Source organism: Cupriavidus necator, from assembly GCF_016127575.1.
GTDB lineage: Bacteria > Pseudomonadota > Gammaproteobacteria > Burkholderiales > Burkholderiaceae > Cupriavidus > Cupriavidus necator_D.
Genome location: NZ_CP066020.1, coordinates 386459 through 409261 on the forward strand (window position 1 = coordinate 386459; position 22803 = coordinate 409261).

A 22803-nucleotide genomic window follows, 5' to 3' on the forward strand; every position below is an offset into this window, starting at 1 on the left:
AGCGCCATAACAGGAGATTGAGAGATGGAATGGATCACGATTGCGATCGCTTTCGCATTGCCCGCGTACCTCGCGTTCAAATGGGCCAGGCAGGAGGATCGCTGGGCTTGGCCATGGGCGATCGCGTGCATGGTCTTCTCGTACTTTGGCTTGCTCGCATTCGTGTTGACCCGCGAGGGCCTGCCCACGGTGAGTGAATATGCCCGCAAGTATCCGACTTGCGTGACGGAGCGCGGCATGTCCTGCTATCGGTGCGGATCACGGAGTATTCGCCTTTGGCGTGAACAGCCCTTCATCGCCGTGCACCAATGGCACATCTGCAACAGCTGCGGAACGTCGCTGTACCGTTCGCGGTAGCACGCCCTGGACCAGAGGTCACTCCGAAAATCGAGCCGATAGGTAGGGACACCCCACTTTCCGGGGGTCAAATTCGGCTCCTATTCGCCGTCTTGGTGTTGGTCGCCTTCGTGTATTCTCACGTCCGGCCGGGGATTGCGGGCACTTGACTTCGCACAGCGATGGGTAAGCTAAAAGTAACGGTCGATCCCCGGCCGGCAAAAGTCAGAGGAAGAAAAACAAACATGCAAAACTCCAAACTCACTCTTTCGGTGCTGGCCACGGCCATGACGCTCGCTCTTGCAGCGTGCGGTGGCGGCGGCGGTGACGATGGTGGCTCCAAAAACCCCACCACTCCTCCCACTACACCGACCACCCCGACGACTCCGCAAGTGCCGACGTCGGTGCCGCCCGCCACTAGCGTCGGCACTCCTACTTACCCTGCTGGAGACTTCCGCCTCGCTAGCTATACCGACCTCAACAACTATCGCCTTGCGATGGGCGTCGGCGCATTGCGGCAGGACGCTTTCCTGGACGCGGCCGCTGATAATCATCTCGCCTACATGAAGGCGAACGCATTGCTTGCACATGAGGAAACCGTTGGCAAGCCAGGCTTCACGGGCGTGAACCCGTATGAGCAGGCGGTGGCAGCAGGAGCATCGAAGAATCAGTGGGTCAGCCAGTCAGCGTCCATGTCTGCATTCTGCGTCGATAGCTTCAAGAACTCGGTCTACCACCTGCAAGGTATCACCAGCAACCAAGAAACGATCGGTGTTGCTAACCGAGATGGCTATTGCGTAATCAATTTTGGACTGTCTACCGGCGCGAACGGCAGCGGCTACGGCCTTCCGTCGTGGGGTGGCCAGCAACTTCCCGCGGGAGGCATGGCCTACTCGCCTGTTGACGGCGAACGAGTTGTTGGTTCCTTTACCCCTGCTGGTGAGTCCCCTAACCCGGCTCCGGATTTGACTGCTGCCGGACATCCAATCATGTTCCGCGTCCCCGCTCCGGAATCCACCGATGTTCTGACTGTGTCGAACTTTTCGCTGGCTGGTCCTGGTGGCGCTGTGGTCCCGGTGCGCGTTTTGGTTCCCTCCAAAGCGAAGTCCGGATCTGTTTCGAACGCCGTCGAGGATGCCCGCCTGTTTGCCGGTGTGGTGTTCATGCTTCCCACCCAGCCGCTTTCTGCCGGCACGTACACAGCAACATTTAGCGGCGCCCGCAATGGCATTGCAATCAACAAATCTTGGAGCTTCACCGCGTTCTGAAGCGATCCCCGTAACAGGCAAGGGCCCGCAGATTTTGCGGGCCCTTTTGTTTTTCCTTGCTTGGCGGATCTGCGTACTGGAGTCCGGTATTTTCGGGCTGCCATTACTTCCTACAAACTTCGTACACACCGAGTCCCATGTTGTTGCCGTTGCTTAGGTAGCTCGCTTTGTTAGTTCCCACGCGATATCCGCTGGCGTCAATGCCGGCCGACGCCAGAGAATTCAGCTCCGGCCACTCCATGTAGCCGCTCCACATTTGAGAGGCTACAACGCTTCCACCCCAGAGAATTTGATAACCCTTGCCCTCGCAGCCGCCATCGGCCGTGCATTGACCCATATCGCCAATAGCAATGCTATAGGCACCCGGCGAATACTGGCAGGCCGGCGGCGGTGGCGGGGCACAGCAAGGCGGTGGCGGCGGCGCGGGAGGAATCGGTGTATCGCAGTATGGCAAGCCATTGCTCCGCCGCATCCAGACCTGGCCAGCTCGACAGTCAGCCACGGTCATCGCCGGCGCCGGAAACGAATAGAGCTGTGCCTCGGCTGCGGAAAAGCTAGCCATCAAGGTGCACGCTACAAAAATGCGCTTCATATTTGATTCCTTAAAACGTACAGCCCGTTGTGACCGTGCCCACTAGTTGCCCTCCAAGCGCGCCCGTATCGTTGCCGCTATACCAGGCCGCAGGAGAGATAGCGCTCGCTTGTGCGTACCAGAAGGTCCCGTTGTCGTTCATAGAGAAGAAGGTGCCTTGAATGGGAGGTATCACGTTGCCGGTGATATTCACCATTTCCTGCTTCGGCGTGTACATCGCCCATGCAGTACCACCCGGGCAGTTATCCTTAGGAAACGTCATGCCGTCCGTCACGTTTTCAAACTTTCGAGTGACGTTCATATTCCCTAACGCGTTGTTGAGCGTGATATACCGGTTGCCTTTGCACACGTAGCCAACATTGGTCGCGCTCGTTGCGATCTGACCATTGTTTCCGCAACCTAGGCCTTCGAAGATGTTTGCTACAGCCGTCCCAACCGCCTGCCATATGCCCCCTGAACAGATCACATGGCCGGTGCCTGAGGTACTCCTGCGGGTAGAGGTATCAACCGCGCACGCAGTCCCGGGGGCGCCTGTACTAGTGAGATAAGTGTCGCCTTGGCTGGTCAAAGCCGTTGTCGCCGTCACCCGACCTGCGTTGTTCACGTCGTTCCCAGCCATGTCAATCGACGTCTGCATCCGATTTAGTTCCGGATGACCCGGAACCTGCGCCCGATACAAATAGCCGTTGTTGGCCTGCACGCCGGTAAATGCGAGCAACGACGCAAGCCTGCCGCTTCCGGGGTTCGTGTAGTTCGCCAGCGGAACTTGCCACGCCCCATACGCTCCATACGCCCTATTAGCCACCATCGTCGGATCGCCGTTCTGCCCCGCGTAGGGCACGAAGCCACCCTGCGCGCCGGCCTGCGCAGCGATCTGCACGAGCTGGCGGGTGTCCGTGATCGCACGCCCACCTTGGGAAGTGACAAGCGCCTGCAGGTTGTTCGGCGTCGGTTGCAGAACCTGGAGGAGCCACGTCTGGCCAAACACGTTGGTCGCCGAGAATCCGGCAGGGAGATAGCCGCCATTGATCAGCATCGCCGGCGTAATGTTGACGGGCACGCTTGGCGTCGCCTGCGCGACCAGTGTCGCCGCCTCGTCCTGCACGAACTGCAGGGCTGCCTTGTCGAACACAAGCATCTGGCTCGCCGCAGCCGCGGTCTGCACGTTCGTGACACCCGCCTTCGCCCACGTCACAAAGCCGGCAAAGCTCAGCATCGAGAGCATCAGTGCGATGAGATATCCGAGTATGGCTTCCATGCAATTCTCAGGTGTTCAGCTGGACCCAATGAACCAGCGCCCCAACGGGAATGGTCGAAGGCACGCTGTATGCGATGCCGGTGGAAATATTGATGGCCGTACCCTGGCTACGGACCCGGAACCACGCGAGACTGCCTTGCGTGCTCCCAAGCAGCGCGGCGCCGGCGCCTGACTTAACGCGGACGTAGCCGTACACGTCGCGCCCGCCACCCGGGTTGGCTACGGCCATGCAGCCCGCACCAGTCGGCGCCGCCATCCCGGAGGGCAGCGCCGGGATCAGGCTGGCACCAACGAGGCCAGGCGTTGCGTCGGCGGTCGACACGCACGCCGCCCCATAGGCCTGGGCCTGCTGCGCGGTGACCGTTGCGACGGAGTCCATGCGTCCGGGCACGCCGGCTCCCGGCGCTGCTTGTGATAGTTGCCAGCTCTGCGCCACGATGCCAAGGCTGAACAGGACCGCCGCGATCGGCAAGATGAGATAGCCCATAGTCTCCTCCTCAGATAGTGGCGATAGCGCCGGAGATCACTGGAAAGTGAGGGTGAAGGTGGCAGTCGCGCTGCACACGGCGCCAGCGGTCGCCTGATCCGGCAGGTTCGCCTGAGTGAACGTGGTGGTTCCCACGGCCAGCGAGACGTAGTCCTTTAGGCCCATGGCCGTGCTGACACACTGCTTCGCAGTTTGGGCATTGCCTCCGCCGAATCGGATCACGCCTTGTGAGCCGGCACTTGCGGCAGACAACGTCACCGCGTTGCCCCATGGATCCAAGAGCGTGGTGCCGCGCACCATGTCGGACGGGAACATCCCGCCGGTGATCATTGCCGGAATGTTGGCAGTGGTGAAGTTGGTGTACCCGTTGCTCCCCTGAGAGAAGCCCGCGCGGGCGTTCGTGATCAGCTGCGAGATGTTGGTGGCCACCACGCTTGCCTTGTGGTTCTGGAAGCCGTTATAGCCTGCATAGGCGATACCAGCGAGCGCGAGCAGGCCCAGCACGATGGCAACGATCCGCCCGAGAATCCCATCCATGTCATTTCCCCAAACAATGCACGCCCTGATTTGCGACGCTTCACCATCGTGGACGCGATACCGCTGGTGGAGCGTAGTTTCCGATGCCTGGTTACTGAAACGTGAGTGTGAACGTCGAGGTGGCGCTGCATGCCGCACCTGCGGTGGCCTGGTCGGGCAGGTTGGTCTGATTGAAGGTCGTCGATCCGATCGCCAGCGTCACGTAGTCCTTGAGGCCAAGGGCGGTGCTGACACACTGTTTTGCCGTCTGCGCATTGCCGCCGCCGAAGGTGATCACCCCCTGCGATCCGCTATTGGCCGACGCGAGCGTGACCGCATTTCCCCAGGAGTCGATCAGCGTGGTACCGCGCACCATGTCGGACGGGAACATGCCGCTCGTGATCATCGATGCGACGTTTGCCGTAGTAAAGTTGGTATAGCCGTTGTTGCCCTGCGAGAACCCGGCGCGAGCGTTTGTGATCAGCTGCGCGATGTTGGTCGCCACCACACTGGCCTTGTGGTTCTGGAACCCGTTGTAGCCCGCATAGGCAATTCCAGCCAGTGCGAGAAGGCCCAAGACGATGGCGACAATGCGCCCGAGAATGCCATCCATGTGAAGCTCCTAAATGTGTATGAATAACGGCGATTGTTAGAACTGGCCCGTCGAGGACGTGAGGATCGATGAGAGTGAGTTGGAGCCTAGCTGCAGCACCACGAAAGCAAGGAACATCAGGCCGGTGAAGATCGCCGACATCACCATCCCTTTGGCGAGCAACTGGCGTTCGATGACTTCGGCGTTCTGACGCACTGCGACCGTGATCTTTTCGGTGAAGTCATCAAAGCCCGCATACGCGCCGACCTCGTCGATCAGGTCCAGCGACGGAAACCCGTTCCCGGTCTGCCGCATGGATTCCGCCAGGTCCAGGCCATCGGCCAGTCCGAGGCGAATCGGTCTCAGACGAGAGGCCAGCCATGGCGATGCCGAGCCGATCTGTCCCTCCAGCGCGGCAATGTCCGGCACCTTGGCCCGCAACAGCGCCACAAACGACATCGCCCAGGTGAAGCCGGTGATTTCGCGGTACGCCGTGAACGGGAACACGTGCTGGTCGCAGAATCGCCGGCCCGGGCCGGTCCAGCGCGGCAGCGCCCACCAGCTCCAGACGGCATAGGCGCCGAGACTCCCGAAGATCACCGGTGCAGGCCATCCCACCGCCAACTGGCCCATCCAGTACATGGCATAGGCCCAGTCGGTCCACTTCCCGATCGGCAGGATGTCGAGAAACTGCGGCACGATGTAGCCACCGATCAGCAGCAGGACGACATACAGCGTGGCCAGATACACCGTTGGCGCAAAGAAGCTCGCCTGCAGCTTCCGGCGCAGCCGCGTCGTCAGCTCGCGCACATCCAGCACCAGCCGCATGGCGTCCGGCAGTTGCCCTGCCTTCTCGCCGGCGTCCAGCACGCTGCGTTCCAGATCGCTGAGACTCGTGCCCATCGCCGCCATCAGCGCCTTGCCGTCGCGCACCTGGCGCCCGACCTCGTGCGCGGCCTCGGCTGCGCGCTTGCGGCCTCGCCTGTCCTGCCGCTCCCGGAAGTCCTCAATGACTTGCGCGAGGGTCAGCCCGTTCTCCAATTGGCTCGATGCCTGTTGATACAGGCGCCGGCGCATGGCCCAAGACAATCCGCTCATAGGTGCTCCCGCATCGGAATCGCGTCAACGCTTCCCTCAGCGTCGACCGGGCACAGACGACCGGCCAGCACGAGATCCATCGCGTGCGCAATCATGGGCTTGTCCGATCCCTCCCGGCGCCGATGATTGCGCCGCGCGGCCAAGACACCGTCGTCGATGAAGTCCTGCATCAGTTGCTCGCTGGTGACGACCACCTCGGCAACCGCCTGTTGACCAATGATGGCTTGGCCGTGGCAGTGATCGCATCCGCTCCCGCGAACGCGCACCTCAGACAGATCCCCCCACGAGCGCATCGCATTGAGCATGTAGTCCGGCAGCGGCTCAGACGCCTTGTCGAGGGTGACCGAGCATTTCGGGCAGAGCAGCGGCACAATCCGCTGTGCAATCAGGCCGATGATCTGGGTGTGATTGGCGATCACGTCCATAGCCAGACGAACGTGGTCCAGCATCACCAGTCGGGAGAATGTCTCGAACGGGTCGGTCACGTGCAGCGTCGTGAGTACCTGGTGCCCGGTCGCCGCCGCCTGCAGCGTCGCGATCGCCTCCTCGACGCCACGGATTTCGCCCAGAAGCACCGCATCCGGGTCCATCCGCAGCGTCATGCGCAGCATCTCCGGGAACCGTTCGCTTTCCGTCGTGAGCTGGATCGCCCAATCCATCGGATACTCGGTCGGGTTCTCGATCGTGATGAGCCGCTTTTGAGGGAAGAGGCGCGCCTGGTGCCGCGTGCACTCAAAGAGAGTCGTGGTCTTGCCGCTCCCGGTCGGGCCGGTCACGACGATCACGCCCATGGGGCGGCGCAGCAGCTGCGAGATGAGTTCCACCTGCAGCGGCGTGTAGCCCATCTGGCCGAGCTTGAATTCGCCGCCCGGCACCTTCGGCGTGCGAAGGTCCAGCCGCTTAGCCGCATCGATGGCATCCGCCTTCAGTGCGCCTTCGTGGTGCTCCCGGTATTGCAGCCGCGCAACAAGGAAGCCGCCGCCGCTCTCCACCGGGTAGGCCGGTCCGCGCACGATCCGAACACTCGACAGCCCCGTGCCCGGCAGCGCGTCGCCCGCGATCTGGGCGTCCTGCACGTCCAGTGGGTTGTAGGTGGCCGCCTTCACCGTGGCGAGACCGGTGTATATGGCACGGATCAGGCGTTCGCCCTCCTCGCGGCGCATTGACTGGGCGGAAACTGTCCGTAGATCGCCCTTGATTCGTACCTGGATCTCGGTATGGTCCTCGCGCACCAGGATGTGAATGTCCGAGGCAACCAGAATGGCGCAATCCGCGATCAGCCGGCGCGCGAGGGTCAGGGTCTGCAGGTCGGTGTCCTGCTGCTGGCCGGCGCCGCGCTGCTGACGCAGCACGGCAAGCTCCTGCGCGGACACCTTGCGCACTTGCGGAGCCGCACCGCTGCGCCGCACCTTGGCTTCCCAGGTCAGAAGCCGCGGCGTGCCGAAATGCCTGGCATCCACGTAGATGTCGCAGCCGTGCACCGCCAGCACTTGCTGCACGTTGTCATCGGTCAGGCCCAGCTCCCTGGCGACATCCTCCACGTGCAGCCCGCTTTCCGCGACGCGTTGACGAAGCGCCGCCGCTTGGTCAGCCGTCAGATGGTCGAGGTTGCAGGCAACACGGTCGAAGGTGGCCGGCAGGTTGCGGGGATAGAGGATATGAGGCTCAAGCACCTCCGGAGGCTTCGGCAACGCGAGCGCATCGGACTTCACCGACGGCTCGGCCCGGGTTGCAAATGCGGTGCCTCGTGCCGACTTACTGCGTGGACTGCGCCACAGACGAGAGATCGTCGCGATCATTGTTGTTGACTCCCAGCAGGCGGCACTGCGCCATCCCGCATTGCATATAGCCTTCCGGTTCCTTTCCATGCCTGGGCGGCCCCGTCGTAGCTGACTTCCGTCAGTCGCAGACCCGCCACCGCGTCCAACCCCTCGCCCAAGCCCAACCACGGCGGTGCACCGAAGCCAAAGTCCGCCGTCATTGCGAGCCACGGATCAACCGGCGTGTTGCCATCGGCCGGAAGCAGAGGCGGCGGCGAGGTCAGCTGCAAGCCCACGCCGGTACCCTGTGCATACGTCCACATCGAACGCTGCGCTTCGGCAGGCCGATTCACCGCGCGCGACGAAGGCAGGAAAGCCGCCGGCGCATTTCCGGTCGCCGTCGCTTGATTTCCGTCGGCGGAAAGCGCGCCCGGCGCGTTGGCTGCCAAACCGCCCTCCCGCTTCCAGGTAATTTCGATCGTCAGGGCCGTCGACGTGGCCGGCTTGCAGCGCCAGCTGGAGAGCGTCCAGCCCGCGTCCGCGAGGGCCTGGCGGTCCCACGCGCGGCGGCACGCCTGCAGGAAGGCGGTCGGCGTAGCTTCATCAACCCAAGGTACCGCCCGTTGCCGAGCAGCCTCATTGGCACGCTGCGCTGCAGCGATCGCGCGCTGGCGCATCAATTGCGCCTCGCGCTCAGCTTCCTGCTGCTGGTCGTACCAGTACCACCCGCCCACGAAAAGGGCCGCCACGCCAGCCGCCGCAGCGACGGTATAGGAAGTCGACTTCCAAGGGCCGGTCAGGACGTCTCGCATAGCTGACACGCCCTTCGACGCCCGCGCCATGTTCGCGAGATCCCGAACCGTTCCCTCAACCTCCGTCCATTCGCCCAGGGCACGATGCCGCTCGCGGACCGGTGCCAGTTCCTCGAGCGTGCCAACCCGGTCGCCACCGGCGATGACGGCGTGCCCCTGACGGACGGCGATGTACCAGTAGAGGCTGCCCTGCAGATGAAAGAGCCCCCTCCAAGGCTGGCGGTGCTGGCCCGCCACGATCGCCGCGAGCGGCTTCAGCCCGGCCGGCTTCGCGCCGGCGATCGCTTCGCAGAAACCGGTCTGGATGGCGCCTTCCGCGCTTTCATGCACGACGCCCCAGCGCACATTGCGGCCAAGTTCCAGCGCCCTCGCGCGCAGGACGCTTTTGCTCGGCTGCTTTTCCTCGTGATGCCAGGTCAGCCCGATGGCAAAGCCACCTTTCAGTCCGGGGAATGACAGGATCTCCGCCATCGCTCACGGCCTCAGCGTGCGCACGCGCTTGCCGTTGGCAAGCTTTACCCCGCCGTCGTCGATGCTCACGACCTTCCAGCCACCGTCCAGCGAGTCGCCAGCCTGGACCGGCACCGTGCGGCCGCTGACATCCACTACGGCGTTGTAGTGACCATCGAATGCGCGCAACGACACCAGCCGGGGCGCTTCCGGCGCGAGCCGCGGTGCTCGCTCTGCGACGCCGCCCGTCGGCATTGGGCCGCCCAGCGAAACCGACGGCACGCCCGCTCCCGGCGGCGCCCCAGCAGGAGCTGCCACCATGGAATCCTCGGCACGCTTCACTTCCGCCTTGAACTTGGCGATCTCGGCGCGTGCCTTCCACAAGGCCAGTTGGGACTGCAACGCAGCGAGTTCGGGCGCGTCAGTGGTGCGCGACGGTTGTGCCGTCTCCGCGGCAGCCGCTGTGGGTGTCCCATTGGCCGCCGCTGGGCTACCAGCCACCGGCTGCGCCGCCGAGCCGGTCCCCGCTTGCGACGTCACTGAGCCGCCCCCCGCCGATGCGATCGCCGCTGCAACAGGGTTCGACATCGTCGACGCCCCATGGGCAGGGACGGTCACCGAGAGGCCGATGGTAGCGGCAATGGCCAGCGCGGCCGGGGTCCAACGAAGATTGAATGAGCGATTCTGCATGGAATGGTCTCTCTGTTACAGCAAGCGGGCCGAGATCATGATGGCGATGACCGTGTCTCCCTTGAGGGCACCAACCCCGCCGCCGAGCGCAGCCATCCACGGCTCACCCACGCCGTTGTTGGTCGTGGAGGCCTTCTGGTTGCGCAGGCCGGTGAGTACCAGCGATTCGCCGGGCTTCAGGGTGATCGACTGCGTGAACCGGTTGGTCGGCATGGTGCGCAGCTGCACGCTGGTCTGGTTCGCATCGCCGCCCGAGTTGAATCGCTGCAGTGGCAGCAGGTCCGACAGCGTCATGTCGAAATTCATCAGGATGCGGCCATCGACAACCTTCGGCAGGAAGTTGCTGGTGAAGCCGTAGGTCACCGTTCCGGTCTGTATGGAACTGGTGGAACCCACGTTGGCAGCCAGCGTTGTTTGCGACTGCGCGACATAGTCCTGCAGCGTGGCGGTCTGCAGAGCCAGCACCTTGCCGTTCTGCGTCACGCCCGAGCGCGATACCACCTGTGACACATTGCCGAGCGTCGAAAGCGCTTGCACCACGGCCTTGCTGCCGGCGAAAGGACCACTCATGATCGTCGCGCCAAGATTCATGGCGGTGGCGCTCCCTGAAATCGTGGGCGTGCTGACGGAACTGAACGAGACGTCGGGCTTACCGCTAGAGCTTTGATAGGCAAGCGACAGGTTCAGGCCAAAATTGTCCTCGCGCGTGACGCGCACCTCGTAGACCTGTACGTCGATGGCGACCTGCTTGCCATACATCGCCACGAGGCTCTTGACGAACTGCTCAATGCGGTCGCACTGCACGGGGTCGCCGGTGACCGTCAGGGTGCCGAGATTCTTGTCCACCACGACGTCGGCGCTCGCGCCAGCGACTGCCTTAGCGGTCGCCTGCAGCGTCTCCCAGGGCTTCATCTCGGTCGACATCGTCATGGACTGACCGCTTCTTCCCGCCCCGCTTCCACCAGACCCGCCATTGCCTCCGGCGCCGGCCGTGCCGCCGGAACTGCTGTCCGACGTCGTGATCGAGCCATTCATGGAGGACGAATCCGCGAGGCTCGGCAGCATGAAGGTCCGGGTTTCCGTCCTGAAAAACGAGACCGTGCCGTCGTTGTAACGAGACCAGACCCCAAAGTGCGCCTCGACGGCATCCAGGAAGCCCTTGAAGCTGCCTTCGTACCTAAGGGTCAAGGGCACAGACAGCGCCATGCCAGCACCCTGGCCCGACGCAGACGTGCCGGCCAGCGAGGTGGCCAGGTCCACGCGGGGCGTGCCACCCATCGGGATAGGACCAGTCGGCCGCGCAGCGCCGGCCGGCTGGGTCGGCGCGGTGCCAGACACAGAGGTTGCGACGGCGGATGCGTCTACAGTCGCACGCACGCCGATACTCTGTGCGATCCAGCTCGCGGCTTCGGTCAACGAGCCCAGCGTGCCCCTGAACACCACATGCTTGTTGTAGATGTCCGGCTGCGGCTTGCTGGCTCGGATCTTCTCTCCCATCAGCCAGGCGCCTTCATGCACCCGGAACACCGGGCGGCTGCGTGGTGCATCGGCGTAAGCCGCGTGCGCGTCGCTGCCGATGGTGTCCTGCAAGTTGCGCGTCTCCATCACACCGCAGCCGGACAGCAGTGTTGCAGCCGCAACGATAGCCGCCGTGTAGCGCGCCGTATTCCTCATCATTTGCATCATCACTGAACCATCCCGTTTTGGCTGATAATCACCGTGCGATTGCCGCGCCAGCTATCGCCCACCACGTCCGCACCGTTGTTGGCCAGCTCTTCGACCACGCGCTTGACGGCGCTTTCGAAGTCACTGCCGTAGTCCTTGTCGCCGGGCACAATCCAGCCGTCCGGGACATTCCATGCGACGGTCCAACCGGCCCGATTCGCCCAGTTCTGTAGCTGCTGTTGCAGCGCCTCCCCTTTGACAAGCCGGAACGCCGCACCGACCGTTGGCGCGGCACCCGGCCCTGCCGGCGTGCTCGCCTTGTTAGGTGCCGCGGCGACCACGGAGGGCGTATTCGCGGCCAGCATGGTCGGGTTGACGGCAGCCTTGGGGGCACGAAGCGGCTGCAGGTGTTGCCAGCCGTCGTTCGAGAGTTGCGAGGCGTGCACCGCTGGCACAAGGATCAGGCCGCTCAGCAACGATGCTGCGGCGACAGCAATGCGGGTGGTTCGGTTGGATTGGCACATAGCTATGCGTTCGATTGAGGTGAAGGAACTACCGCAAGGCGGCGCGCTGCAGCGCCTGCCACCGCGCATGAATCTGGTTGGCGTAGCGCAACTGCTTGTCGGGTGAGGAGGCGTTGTAGGCCCCGACCGCTTTCCACGTCGGCCCGAAGCGCTGGATGTTCTCGCGCAGAATCCACGCGCCGACGTAGGCGTTGATGCATCCATCAAACAGGTGGGCGCGCGTGATGCCGTACCGGCTCAGCCGCGGCAGGTGGATCGAATTGATCTGCATGAGCCCGATATCCTCCGACCCGTTCGCGTTTCGACTCGTCACCCACGGCCGCATGGTGGACTCCTGCATCGCGATACTCCGCAGCAGAGATGGGCTGACGCCGTGAAACACCGCGGCATCGTCCAGGCAGTCGGCATGGGCGACGCCGGTCAGCAAGACCGTGCAGACGACCGCGATCGCGCCTATCCTCACAGCGCCACCTTTCCAGGCTGCTCTTTGAACCGGACCTGCGGCACACGGTCAACGTAGACCACACTCCCATCCGCGATCACGGTCAGGCGTGCGGCGATGCCGTTGAACCTGTAGTAGCGGTCCTTGAGTTCGCCGTTGCGCTGGTGTTCATCGCCGAACACCGACACGCTCACCAACGACTTGGCAAAGCTGAGATAGGTCGCACCGTCCTTTTCGAAGACCATTTCCAGACCGGCGCCGTTCTGGTTCGGGAACTCATAGTCGATCTCCGGGGTGCGCGTCACGTCGACAGACTTGCCATCCGCCGTCGCCGTGAAGCGATCGACCGTGGCGAAGGACAGTACGCGCTGGGCCTCGTCCCACCGCGTCCAGATCTTGCTGTCGGATGCGTCCCGCAAGACTAGATCCTTGGGCTCCTGCTCGAATCGGATTTCAATGCGGCCCTGCTTCGTGTCGCGAATCGCCAAGGCACCGAAGGCCGATGCCAGTGTCGGGCCGTCAGGCAGCGGTGTCCCGGCTACCGGCGTTACCGCATCTACATGGCCAGCAGGCAGCGTGTCAGCTGTCGGCGCAGCGGCTTGAAGCTTCCCGTCAGGGGTTGCGGCCGCGACGCCGCCCTCGACCACGGCGAAGCTCTTCGGCGGCCCGGCGCGCAGCGCGATATTGCGGCGGCTGAAGTCCACTTCCGCATAGAGATTGCGCTGCTCGAGCACGCGGGCGAGTGCCTGCAGCCAGTTCTCGCCGTCGCGCGTTTCGAGGGTCACCTCTTCGGTCAAGGGGATATCCTTCTGCGCGGTGCCGCTCCAGCCTGCCGGCGCAATCGACTTCACCAGCTGCGCGAGCGGCAGGTTCGAACGGCCAGCGCGCACCAGGGGCTGGCTGGCATAGCTGCCGATCAGTGCGAGGCGCCCAGAGATTGCGGCGGGGCTACGGGCCATCTCGCCCACCGGACTTACTGGCTCCGAGGTAAAGCCGTTCGCACGCTTCCAGCGTGCGACCACCGGCTGGCCGCTGACCGAATAGCGGACGACGTCCGGGACGCCGTCGATCACCCAGTATGGGCCACTCTGGATGGCGCCATCGGCCTGCACGGCCTGGCCATGTCGCGGCTGGATGTAGGTCGACAGCCCATCGTTAAACACCATGGCAGGGCGATCGGCGGCGCGCGCGACGACCTGATAGTCGAAGTCCAGCGGGTCGGTGTCGGCCGCCATGGCGTGCGTCGCCACCAGTGCAAGTGCGGAGAGGATTAGCGGCCTGATCATCGGAATTGCGCGACGTGTTTCATGAATCGGGAGAAGTACGGCCCACCGCGCTCCGGGTTCGCGCTGTGGTACCACGCCACCGCCTTCATGGCGGAGCCGCTGCGTTGCAGGTTCTCGGTCAGAATGTCTTCCGCCACGCGAATGTTCGTGGCCGGCGCAAGCGCCTCCCATGGCGAAGCGAACCGTTTGCCGTGGTAGCACCAGTTCACCTGCATCAGCCCGACATCGAAATCGCAGCGCTGATTGGCGAGCAGCCGGTTAATGGCCGCATACGCTTCCTCGCGCGTCGAGAAGAACATGCCGCGACCGGCCACATTGAGCGTCCACGGCCAGGGGCGGCCGCGGTAGGACGACTCGTTCATGGCAATGCCCGCCGTGATCCTGGGGTCCACCCGGCTTCCCATCTGCGCGAACGGCTCCGTCTTGGGTGCACACGCCCAACCGCCGCGTCGCTCGGCCAGCGCTTCCTGTGCGGCATCATTCAGCACGGGTGGGCGCAACCAACCCTCACGCACAAACAACGCGGCGATCGGTACGGTCTTGCCGGCAAGCGTGACGACTGGGCCTGCCTCCGCACCGGGATCGATCTGCGCACCGAGCAGACGCGCCGACCACCCGAGGAATGGTTCGAGTCCGCAATACAGGACCGGTTTGCCTTCGAGGGTGTGCACCCGCGCCTGGCCGTCCACCTTCACCACAATGGCGTTCGGGCTAATGACCGCGTCCATCGTTGCAGCTTGCGCGGCAAGCGATGCGACGGCGCAGACAACGAATGCTGCGAACCGTTTAGTCACGATAGGCCTCCAGCACGATGTCATGCTTGACCTGGACCATCATCCTTTGCCCGGGATCGGTCGTGATGGTCGGCCGGATATTCTGGTTGCGGTTCAGGATGGTCTGTGCCGTCTGCGTGGCAATTTGACCCGCGGCGTTTCCATAAGCGACCAGACCGGCCGGCCCGACGGTGGTCGTCGTCGGGTTATCGTTGAAACGAAGCGACAGCGCACCGATCACCAGCGCACCGCTGAAGATCCTCAAGAAGTGGTTATTGACGTCGCCGCTATTACCGGCGGTCCCATCTGGATCGGCACCCTGCATCCCCAGGAGCGGCACGGTTTTGCCGTTGGGCAGTTGCATGCGCACGAACGCCGTGAGAAGGCGCTCCTGCCCGACAGCAATGTCCGCGCTATACATACCGACCAGCGTGCTGCCGGCAGGGATCACCTTGCAGGTACCCTGCACGGTGTCGTAGATGTCCTGGGATACGGTGGCGCGGAACTCGCCGGGCTTGTCCGAGTTCAGGCCACCGGCGAACGTTGCGGGGATGACGAAGCCTCGGCTGACCGTGCATTTTGGCAACTTGCCATCGAAGCCGGTTCGCAAGGTGCTCATGCTGCCGGCGTCGCGCAGGAACTGCCGGTCACCGGAGACTTGCTGTGGCGTCGCGTTGTCCTGTGCAAGCGCGGCCGCATTCGCCGCGCCCTGGCGAGCGGCCACCGCTTGCTGGATCGCACGCATTTGCGCAGGGTCCGAGACATCCGCAATCCCGGCAGGCACACGCCCTTGATTCAGTTGAGACTTGCGCGCGCCGGACTTGAACACCGGCGCCGTGAATAGATCATCCTCCTCGTTCTTCTTGGCATCTACCGTGGGCGCAGCTTTTCCACCGCCGTTCAGATCGGCAGCAGTTAATACCGGCTTCTTGGTGTCCGGCACAATGGCTTCCTTGCGCTGCTTGTCGGCTTCCTCGCGGGCCTTGTCCGCCTGAGCGCGAATCGCCGCCTCAAGGCTTTGCCCAGTGTCAGCATTGCCCGCGCGCTGCTTGATCTGATCGGCACGCGCCTGTTCGGCCTTCGCTTCAAGCTGCTCGTCCGTGATGGTCTGGAAGTAGTAGCCCAGGACGCCCACCAGCACCGCCGTGATGCCGCCGAGAGCGAACATCACGTTGCGGGGCAGCTTCCCTTTCACGGTTCGTACTTGCACATCGCTCACGGAAGCTGCATTCGGATCCATTTTCGAGGCGCGCATCAGAACAATCCCAGAACGCGACGACGGCCCCGCTCGATCTTGATCTCATCGTCACCGGAGCGCAGGACGATGGTATCGGCGAGGCGCTGCACCACCAGATAGCCGCCGCGGCGGATCTGGTTGACCACGACAAAGTCGCTGCCGTCCTTCACCAGCGCGACCGGCCAGCTCTGCAACGCGGCGGCAGGCAGTCGTAGCCAGAGCGCCTTGCCATCGTCGAACGCGGTCTCCGGCTTGAAGCTGGCGGTGCCGGAAATGGAATACTCGAAGTTCAGCTGGTCCGGCGACACCCCGACGGCGTCAGGGTTGCGCGCTTCGGCCCCGGCTGACCTGGCATCCTCCCCTTGCTCGTCGCGCGCATCGTTGCGCGCCTTGACCTTGGCCGAGATGGAGGTCGGAATGCGGAAGCGCACTTTCTGGTAAAAGATGCCGCCCAGCGGCGAGGACACCAGCGTGAACTCGTAGCTACGCTTATTCGTGTTCACCGACAAGGTATTGACGAGACCCGCCGCCTGCGGCTTCACATAGAGATGGTTGGCGCCATCCGTGTCGTAATCCCAGCGCACGTTCTCGCCCCATGCCGGGTCGCCAACGATCTGCTCATCGTCCGGGAACTCGATCGTTGTGACTTTCAGAGGCGCGCTCAGCACGCGGAAGATCTGGTCGCGGCTGTACGTGAATACGACGAGGCGTGAATCACCCGGCAACGCGATCGGATCGACACCGCCGTTGAACGGGTTGCCCGGGTTCATGGCATCGCTCAGATCGCCGATGCCAAGGCCGGCGACGCCTGCGCCGAGGCGTCGCCCATTCTTTTCCGCCGCGTTGCCATCGGGGATGGAGAGCAACAGTGCCAGGCCAAGGGCGATGGCCAGCGGGAGAAGTCGGGAGGGGGTGCGCGCTTCCATGGGCATTTGCACGGCTCAGGCCGCAGATTTCTGGATGGAGAAGAAGATGGGGAAGACACCAAAGGGGTTCGTCCCGAGCATGGCTTCCTTGTCCGCCGGCTTGACCTGATAGCGGAACGTGATCGCGTACCGCTGCTTGCGCGGCTTGTACCCATCCTCGGTGGTCGTGGTCACGAATTCCACAACCACGGTGCTATCGGGCAGGCTGGCAATATTGGTGAACTTCGGTTCCCGGGTGAGCGTCGGCGCCGACATCACCTGCCGGAACGGCTCGTCTTCATCCACCCATGCCTTGAACTGCTCCTTGGCCGATCCCAGCATCTGCTCTCGCACCGACCGCAGATTCCCCGCCATGCGCGACGACTCGATCTGAGGCGTCAGAATGGGCTCGATCGTGAACCACCGCTGCACGAGGTCCTTGAGCGCAACCTTCACCTGTCGTTCATCCGGATGGAATGCGTCCAGTTCACGAGTGATCGGCTTCCCGGTCGCATCCGCCGAAACGCCAACGACCTTCACCACCGACGGCGGCGGCTCGCGGGTCAGAATCGCCGCGAGTGCGACGCACGCGGCGCCGACCGTTGCGAGCTTCCAGTGATTGCGGTCCACGGTGATGCGCGTGGTCCGATCGAAAATGACTTGCTCTGGACGCTCTTCGCCATACATACCTGGCGCAACGGTCAGGGGCTTGGCTTTGTCGGTGGATCTGCGTAGGAATCGCATGATGCGGCGGGCTTTTGGGATGCCGCTAATTGAATCAGCGAAATGGCATGCATCTGCCCTCGAAAGCTGTGCCAATTTGCTGAGCTTTCCAATTTTCCTCTCGCTTCACCTCAATTTGATACCTCCACAGCCGTCGGGATGGCTCGCCCAGCGCCAGCCGCTATGCCGCCACCCGATTCCCCGCGGCGAAGGGCGCCAGCGAGGTGTCTACCTTCGAAAGCTCAGGATTTGACCGCGTCATTCGCTATCCTGAGAAGGAACATGTTCCTCTTGCTACGACTTGAGCGGACCGGCGCCGCACGACTTCGTCAAAAGCTCTTGAAAATCGCCTAGCTTTCAGTCGACTACAGGACCGTTTGCCCGCCAACAATAGCGGGCATGGAATCAGCGTCCACCAACCACCCTCTTCTGCAGCTCACGCAGCTTGCCGACAGCGCCGTGTCGATGTTCTTCGAATCGCTGGCGCCGTTGCACGATGTCATTCATGCGGATGACGTGGCGGAGGTCATGATCAATCGCCACAACAGCATCTGGGTCGAGCGACGCGGCATCATGACCCGACTCGAGATCGAGATCGATCCGTTCAAGATCGAGGGGGCGATCCGTTCCTTGGCGTCGTCGGTAGAAAAGTCCGCGGTGCGCGGCACGGCCCAGGGCATCATCAACGCCGGTCAAAAGGGCCTGCGCATCGCCGCCGTGATGCAGCCAACGTCGATCGACGGCCACGCTCTGAGCATCCGGCGGCATCGCGAGAAGAACATGCGCCTGTCGGACTATGTGAAGGCCGGCGCGTTCTCATCCCGGCATGCGCGCACGGAAACCGAGACGCCCATCTTCTGCGGCCCTGTCGAGGACGACGCACTCGCCCAGGCGCTCGGCGAGCTAGTCCGCCTGCGCAAGAACATCCTGGTGGCAGGCGGTACGTCTTCAGGCAAGACCACGCTACTCAATGCCATGGTCGGCGAGATTCCACCGGAGGAGCGGGTCATCACCATCGAGGACACGACGGAGCTCAAGCCCAGCGTGCCGAACGTCGTGCGGCTCCTTTCCAACGCCGACAAGGGCGTGACCACGCAGCATCTCGTCGCGCTCTCTCTGCGCTTCCGGCCAGACCGGATTCTCGTGGGCGAAGTCCGGGGCGGCGAAGCGTACGACATGCTCCAGGCCTTTAACACCGGCCACGACGGCGGCATGGGATCGCTGCATGCGCCCAGTCCCCGCATGGCCTTGTCCCGTCTCGAAAGCATGGCGCTGCTCGGCATCCCGCCCGGTTCCGGCTGGAAAGTCGAAGACATGCGTCGCCTCATTGCCGACTGCATTCACTACGTTGTGCACATGAAGCGTTCGGGAGACATGCGCGTGCTCTCCGAGATCATTGAGATCAAGGGCTTTCGCAATAACGACTACGAATACCAACGCGTTTTCTAAACCTCAGGAGTCTTTTCGCATGACCTCCCCGTTCTCACAGCGCGCCCGCGCAACAGCTCGCAAGTACGCCCCGTCCGCCTTGCTGCTCGTCGGCATGATGGCAGTCGCCACCTCCGCCGTCGCCGCGGACGATTCGTTCCTCGGCAATCTTGGCAACTTCATCTGCGGCATCGCCACCTTCATCAACACGAAGTATCTGTTCGTCATCGGCCTGATCGTCATTGTGCTGGGCGCCTATGCCTATGCCAATGCCGAATCGAGCCTGTCCAAGTTCATCTCGGGGGCTTGCGTTGGCGTCGGCCTGGCCGCAGCGGCGCCGTCGATCCTGAAGACGCTGAACATCGTCGCCGCCTGCACCGGCTTCTAAGAGATGAGAAAGCACCATGTGAGCATCGGCCTGTCGATGCCTCGCCTGATCGCAGGCGCGGTACGTGGCCTCGCCATCGCCAACGGCACCATCGTCGCGCTGCTGATCTATGTGACCTACCGCAGCGGCTGGGAGATCCCGGTGTCGATCTTCGTCATCGGCCTTTGCACCCATGCGTTGCTGGCGTGGCTGACGAGCCGAGATCCGTGGTGGAACCAGATCCTCAACGTCTACAACATGTACGGCGACCTGTACGAGTCGGTGCCCTGGCACGGCAAGTCCGACGCGGTGTTCCGCCGCCCGTACGGCTTTGACAGTGACTTGCCATGCTGAAACTCAAACGCCGGCCGCTGGCAGAGATCGTGCCGTGGCTCACTTCCCTCACCCCGGAGCTGATCCTGAACAAGGACGGCTCCCTTCTTGCGACCTACGAGTTTCGCGGCGTCGATGCGGACAGCGCCGACGCCAGTGACATCACATCGGCCCGAGACCAGCTCGACCAGGCTTGCCGATCCTTCGACAACCGGATCACAGCCTGGTGGCGCCTGTCCCATCGCCGAACCACCGGCTTCATTGACGGCGAATTCAGTAACGCTGCGGACGCGCGCCTCAACGCGCTCAACCGCACGCACATGACTACGGGCCGATACTTCCGCAACACGCACGCGCTCAGCATCGCCTATACACCCGAATCGGGCATCGCCAAGTTCTTTGAAAAGATCGGTTACCACATGACGGTGGGCGGACGATCGGTCTACGGCGCCATTGTTGAAGCCGCCAAGGATACTGTGCTCTCTCGCAGTGCGTTCGCCTTCGATATGGAAAAAATGCGCGCCGATACCCGCCGTTTCGAGGCCATGCTTGACGCGTTTGCCGGCGGCATCCCGCGCATTAAGCCGACCCGGCTCACGATGCAGGACAGCTATGCGGCGCTCCACCAGGTTGCCAACCCCAGCGTGCCGCCGCGTCGCATCCGCTATCCGGTCACCTTGCTCGACACGCACCTGACTGAATCCGAGGTCACAGTGGGCGCCGAGCGACTGTTGTTCGAATCTGCCCACGGCAAGCGCTATGCGGCAGTGGTCGCGGTGAAGGAATGGATGAGCTTTCAGGAAGCGGCACTAGACAGTCTCCTGCAGGTCGATGCCGAACTGGACATCTGCATCATGTACCGCTTCCTCGACACTGCACGCGCGACCGCCTACATCGAGAAGGTTCGCCGCTTCTACAAGATGGCCGCGGTGAACCTGCGCTCCATGATGAAGCAGTACGTCTCGAAGGAGGAAAGCGAGAACGACGAAGGCCGTGAAGAGCTCGCCAAGGAAGCGGGTCACGCCCTCAAACGGCTCACCGCCGAGGGCGTGCAGCACGGCTTTGCCAACATTTCGGTGATTATCTACGCGGATTCGGAAAGTGAATGCGAGGACGCCGTCAGCGAGGTGGTCGGCGCATTGACCAACGCCGGCTTCGGGGCGATCCGCGAGAAGGCCAATCTGATGCCTGCCTGGAACAGCACCCTGCCCGGTCGCTGGGACAAGCAACGGCGACTGCAGTTCGTCGAAACGCCTGCCGTGTCCGATATCGCACCCGTCCGCTCCGTTCTGGAAGGCCCAACCTTCAACGCATGGCTGAGCGAGAAGACCGGCGCCGAGGTTCCCCCGCTCACCTGCCTGCCGACCCGCCACCGGACTATCCAGCGCGTCGACATGCATCAGCGGGGCGGCAATGGTCATTTGTTCGTGATCGGCCCGATTGGTGCCGGCAAATCCGTATTCCTCAACTTTCTGGTGTCGCAGGGCGACAGGCACAAGGCGCGTCGGATTCGCTTCGACAAGGATAGATCTACCCGCATTCCCACGCTGCTCAGTGGCGGCACGTTCATCGACGTGACGGGCAAGTTCCAGACCGGCACGCCGGTCAATCCCTTGTCGCTGCTGGCCGATCCCGCGAACTTCACCTACGTCACGGAATGGCTGACGCTCGCCCTCGAAGACGATGACTTCACGCTGTCGCCGCAGCAAGTCCAGGACCTCTTCGAGGCCGTGAAGCTGGTCGCTGGATACCCCCGCGAACGCTGGACCCTCAGTTCGCTCTCGACGATGCTGCATGCTGATCTTCGCGCGCGGCTTCAGATCTGGCTCAAGGGTGGTCAATACGGTCACTTCTTCGATCACGCCGAAGACGCATTCGCCGTCAGTGACAACCTTTGCATCGAGATGGGTGAGCTGTTCCAGAAGTATGAACGCGCAGCGGTCCTGTTCACCGACTATGCCTTCCATCGCATCAGCCAGTCGATGGACGGTATCCGCTACACGATCATCGAGGTGGAGGAATGCGGCTTCTTCTTCCAGAACGAACGCTTCTATCGGCGCTACGAGGATTGGATTACCACCATTCGGAAGCTCAACGGCGCCATCTGGTCCGCGACGCAGTCTCTTCGCCAGATTGCACGCGTCGCGAACTTCGAAATCCTCAAGGAAAACATCGCCAACTGGGTCTACCTGCCTAACGGCCAGGCCAAGACCAGTCCGGAGCTCTACAAGGACAAGTTTGGCCTGACCGATGATCAGGTTCAGCTGATCTCTGAGGCGGTGCCAAACCGCGACTACCTCCTGATCACGAACACCCAGACCCGGATGCTGCAGACGGCATTTTCCGACGAGATGGTAGCCATGCTGCGCTCGGACGGTGTCGCACAGTCCATCTGCGACAAGCACCATGCATCGGGCGGACCCGACTGGCAAGACCGCTACGTGCGCGAAATGCTCGCGCGCGCAGCATAACTTTGGAGAAGCAACGTGAAGAAGTGGATCGCCAACATCGCCATCGCCACCTCGGTATTCGGGGCTTCTTCGGCCCATGCCGCGCTGCCCGTCACCGACTGGGTGGGACTCATTCAGACCACCATGACAGCAATGCAATCGCTGAAAACGGAGGTTTACGAGAATACCAATATCGCCTACCAGTACAAGATGATGGCCAACCAGCTTCTGCAGTCCACGGGCCTGGACGCCGCCTCCCTGACGGAGCAGCTGGACGCGATCAAGGATGACATCGGCAAGTACGAGGTTTATGGCACTACGCTTAAGGACTTGTATGGCACTGTCTCCGACAACGCCGACTATTTGAAGAAGATCCAGAGCATGGTCGTCGCCTCGGGCAAGACCAAGGAGCAATGGTTCCAGGACCAGCGCCAGCTGCTGAGCAACGGCGACAAGACTGCCAAGAACCTGTTTAGTCTGGGCGAGCAAATCTTCAAGAACACTCAATCTGTCGCGCAGCGCCGCCAGAAGATTCAGGCACAGGTCAAGCTCTCGCCGACGGCTCAGGCGGCGGCGCAATCCACCAATCAGATGCTGGACGTTCTTGCCAGCCAGAACTCGGATTTGCTGCAGCTCATGAGCGTGCGGGCCCAAGCGGACGCGGATAAGGACCAACAGAGCGTCGCCAGGGAAACGCAAAGCGCTGAGGCTATGCGCGCGATCACGACTGCGCAGGATGAGGAGCTCCGGCAGTTGCGTGCCCGGGTGTTCTCTCGCAAGCTGCAAGCCGACTGAGCGGGTGCCAGGAAGC

The 22803-nt window shown here is 62.9% G+C and carries 24 protein-coding genes; 7 read left to right on the forward strand and 17 right to left on the reverse strand.

Annotation, left to right across the window (positions count from 1 at the left end; translation table 11 throughout):
* Positions 1-24 precede the first annotated feature (24 nt).
* Both I6H87_RS33875 and I6H87_RS33880 read left to right on the forward strand, forming a co-directional pair.
* Positions 25-357, forward strand: a complete 333-nt coding sequence (locus tag I6H87_RS33875; protein ID WP_011154253.1) for a hypothetical protein — start codon at positions 25-27, stop codon at positions 355-357.
* A gap of 224 nt (positions 358-581) precedes the next feature.
* Entirely contained in the window at positions 582-1604 is a 1023-nt protein-coding gene (locus I6H87_RS33880) for a CAP domain-containing protein (protein ID WP_082236127.1), read from the forward strand.
* A gap of 103 nt (positions 1605-1707) precedes the next feature.
* Here the strand turns inward: I6H87_RS33880 and I6H87_RS33885 are convergent, their stop codons facing one another.
* From I6H87_RS33885 to I6H87_RS33965, 17 genes are all read right to left on the reverse strand, one after another.
* Positions 1708-2196 carry a hypothetical protein gene (locus tag I6H87_RS33885; RefSeq protein ID WP_136227940.1) on the reverse strand — a complete coding sequence of 163 codons (489 nt, stop codon included), beginning with the start codon at positions 2194-2196 and terminating at the stop codon, positions 1708-1710.
* Between the two features lie 10 nt (positions 2197-2206).
* The gene (gene pilV, locus I6H87_RS33890) at positions 2207-3454 is read right to left on the reverse strand and encodes a shufflon system plasmid conjugative transfer pilus tip adhesin PilV (protein ID WP_011154255.1); all 1248 of its coding nucleotides are present in this window, start codon (positions 3452-3454) and stop codon (positions 2207-2209) included.
* Positions 3455-3461: 7 nt separating this feature from the next.
* Positions 3462-3941, reverse strand: coding sequence for a hypothetical protein (locus tag I6H87_RS33895; protein WP_011154256.1), 480 nt, complete (start codon positions 3939-3941; stop codon positions 3462-3464).
* 36 nt (positions 3942-3977) lie between these two features.
* A complete protein-coding gene (locus I6H87_RS33900) occupies positions 3978-4478 on the reverse strand; it encodes a prepilin type IV pili (RefSeq protein WP_011154257.1) in 501 nt (166 codons plus the stop codon).
* 91 nt (positions 4479-4569) lie between these two features.
* The gene (locus I6H87_RS33905; RefSeq protein ID WP_011154258.1) at positions 4570-5070 is read right to left on the reverse strand and encodes a prepilin type IV pili; all 501 of its coding nucleotides are present in this window, start codon (positions 5068-5070) and stop codon (positions 4570-4572) included.
* Positions 5071-5106: 36 nt separating this feature from the next.
* Positions 5107-6147: a type II secretion system F family protein gene (locus I6H87_RS33910; RefSeq protein WP_011154259.1), complete on the reverse strand. Its 1041-nt coding sequence runs from the start codon at positions 6145-6147 to the stop codon at positions 5107-5109.
* The gene (locus tag I6H87_RS33915; RefSeq protein WP_011154260.1) at positions 6144-7946 is read right to left on the reverse strand and encodes a GspE/PulE family protein; all 1803 of its coding nucleotides are present in this window, start codon (positions 7944-7946) and stop codon (positions 6144-6146) included. The genes I6H87_RS33910 and I6H87_RS33915 overlap by 4 nt, the downstream gene beginning before the upstream one ends.
* Entirely contained in the window at positions 7943-9190 is a 1248-nt protein-coding gene (gene pilO2, locus I6H87_RS33920) for a type 4b pilus protein PilO2 (protein WP_011154261.1), read from the reverse strand. The genes I6H87_RS33915 and pilO2 overlap by 4 nt, the downstream gene beginning before the upstream one ends.
* Before the next feature lie 3 nt (positions 9191-9193).
* Positions 9194-9859, reverse strand: a complete 666-nt coding sequence (gene pilP, locus I6H87_RS33925; protein ID WP_231881528.1) for a type IV pilus biogenesis protein PilP — start codon at positions 9857-9859, stop codon at positions 9194-9196.
* A 15-nt stretch (positions 9860-9874) separates the two neighbouring features.
* A complete protein-coding gene (locus I6H87_RS33930; RefSeq protein WP_413227109.1) occupies positions 9875-11542 on the reverse strand; it encodes a type II secretion system protein GspD in 1668 nt (555 codons plus the stop codon).
* A 2-nt stretch (positions 11543-11544) separates the two neighbouring features.
* Positions 11545-12048, reverse strand: a complete 504-nt coding sequence (locus I6H87_RS33935) for a toxin co-regulated pilus biosynthesis Q family protein (RefSeq protein WP_011154264.1) — start codon at positions 12046-12048, stop codon at positions 11545-11547.
* Between the two features lie 28 nt (positions 12049-12076).
* The gene (locus I6H87_RS33940) at positions 12077-12475 is read right to left on the reverse strand and encodes a lytic transglycosylase domain-containing protein (RefSeq protein ID WP_413227105.1); all 399 of its coding nucleotides are present in this window, start codon (positions 12473-12475) and stop codon (positions 12077-12079) included.
* 32 nt (positions 12476-12507) lie between these two features.
* Entirely contained in the window at positions 12508-13776 is a 1269-nt protein-coding gene (locus I6H87_RS33945; RefSeq protein ID WP_041688744.1) for a TrbG/VirB9 family P-type conjugative transfer protein, read from the reverse strand.
* Positions 13773-14570 carry a lysozyme family protein gene (locus I6H87_RS33950; protein ID WP_011154267.1) on the reverse strand — a complete coding sequence of 266 codons (798 nt, stop codon included), beginning with the start codon at positions 14568-14570 and terminating at the stop codon, positions 13773-13775. The genes I6H87_RS33945 and I6H87_RS33950 overlap by 4 nt, the downstream gene beginning before the upstream one ends.
* Entirely contained in the window at positions 14563-15804 is a 1242-nt protein-coding gene (locus I6H87_RS33955) for a TrbI/VirB10 family protein (protein WP_041688746.1), read from the reverse strand. Before I6H87_RS33955 ends, I6H87_RS33950 begins: the two co-directional genes overlap by 8 nt.
* Entirely contained in the window at positions 15804-16712 is a 909-nt protein-coding gene (locus I6H87_RS33960; protein ID WP_041688748.1) for a TrbG/VirB9 family P-type conjugative transfer protein, read from the reverse strand. Before I6H87_RS33960 ends, I6H87_RS33955 begins: the two co-directional genes overlap by 1 nt.
* 15 nt (positions 16713-16727) lie before the next feature.
* The gene (locus I6H87_RS33965) at positions 16728-17435 is read right to left on the reverse strand and encodes a VirB8/TrbF family protein (RefSeq protein ID WP_041688750.1); all 708 of its coding nucleotides are present in this window, start codon (positions 17433-17435) and stop codon (positions 16728-16730) included.
* 378 nt (positions 17436-17813) lie between these two features.
* On the opposite strand from I6H87_RS33965, the gene I6H87_RS33970 reads away from it, so the two are divergent.
* From I6H87_RS33970 to I6H87_RS33990, 5 genes are read left to right on the forward strand one after another with little or no spacing between them, the layout of a single operon-like run.
* Positions 17814-18863, forward strand: a complete 1050-nt coding sequence (locus tag I6H87_RS33970; RefSeq protein WP_011154271.1) for a TadA family conjugal transfer-associated ATPase — start codon at positions 17814-17816, stop codon at positions 18861-18863.
* A 19-nt stretch (positions 18864-18882) separates the two neighbouring features.
* On the forward strand, positions 18883-19230 hold the full coding sequence (locus I6H87_RS33975; protein WP_011154272.1) for a TrbC/VirB2 family protein: 348 nt from the start codon (positions 18883-18885) through the stop codon (positions 19228-19230).
* A gap of 3 nt (positions 19231-19233) precedes the next feature.
* On the forward strand, positions 19234-19563 hold the full coding sequence (locus I6H87_RS33980; RefSeq protein WP_041688752.1) for a conjugal transfer protein: 330 nt from the start codon (positions 19234-19236) through the stop codon (positions 19561-19563).
* Positions 19557-22013 (forward strand): VirB4 family type IV secretion system protein, encoded by a 2457-nt coding sequence (locus tag I6H87_RS33985; RefSeq protein WP_011154274.1) that lies wholly within the window; start codon positions 19557-19559, stop codon positions 22011-22013. Before I6H87_RS33980 ends, I6H87_RS33985 begins: the two co-directional genes overlap by 7 nt.
* A gap of 15 nt (positions 22014-22028) precedes the next feature.
* Positions 22029-22787 carry a TrbJ/VirB5 family protein gene (locus tag I6H87_RS33990; RefSeq protein WP_011154275.1) on the forward strand — a complete coding sequence of 253 codons (759 nt, stop codon included), beginning with the start codon at positions 22029-22031 and terminating at the stop codon, positions 22785-22787.
* The last annotated feature ends 16 nt before the right edge of the window (positions 22788-22803 follow it).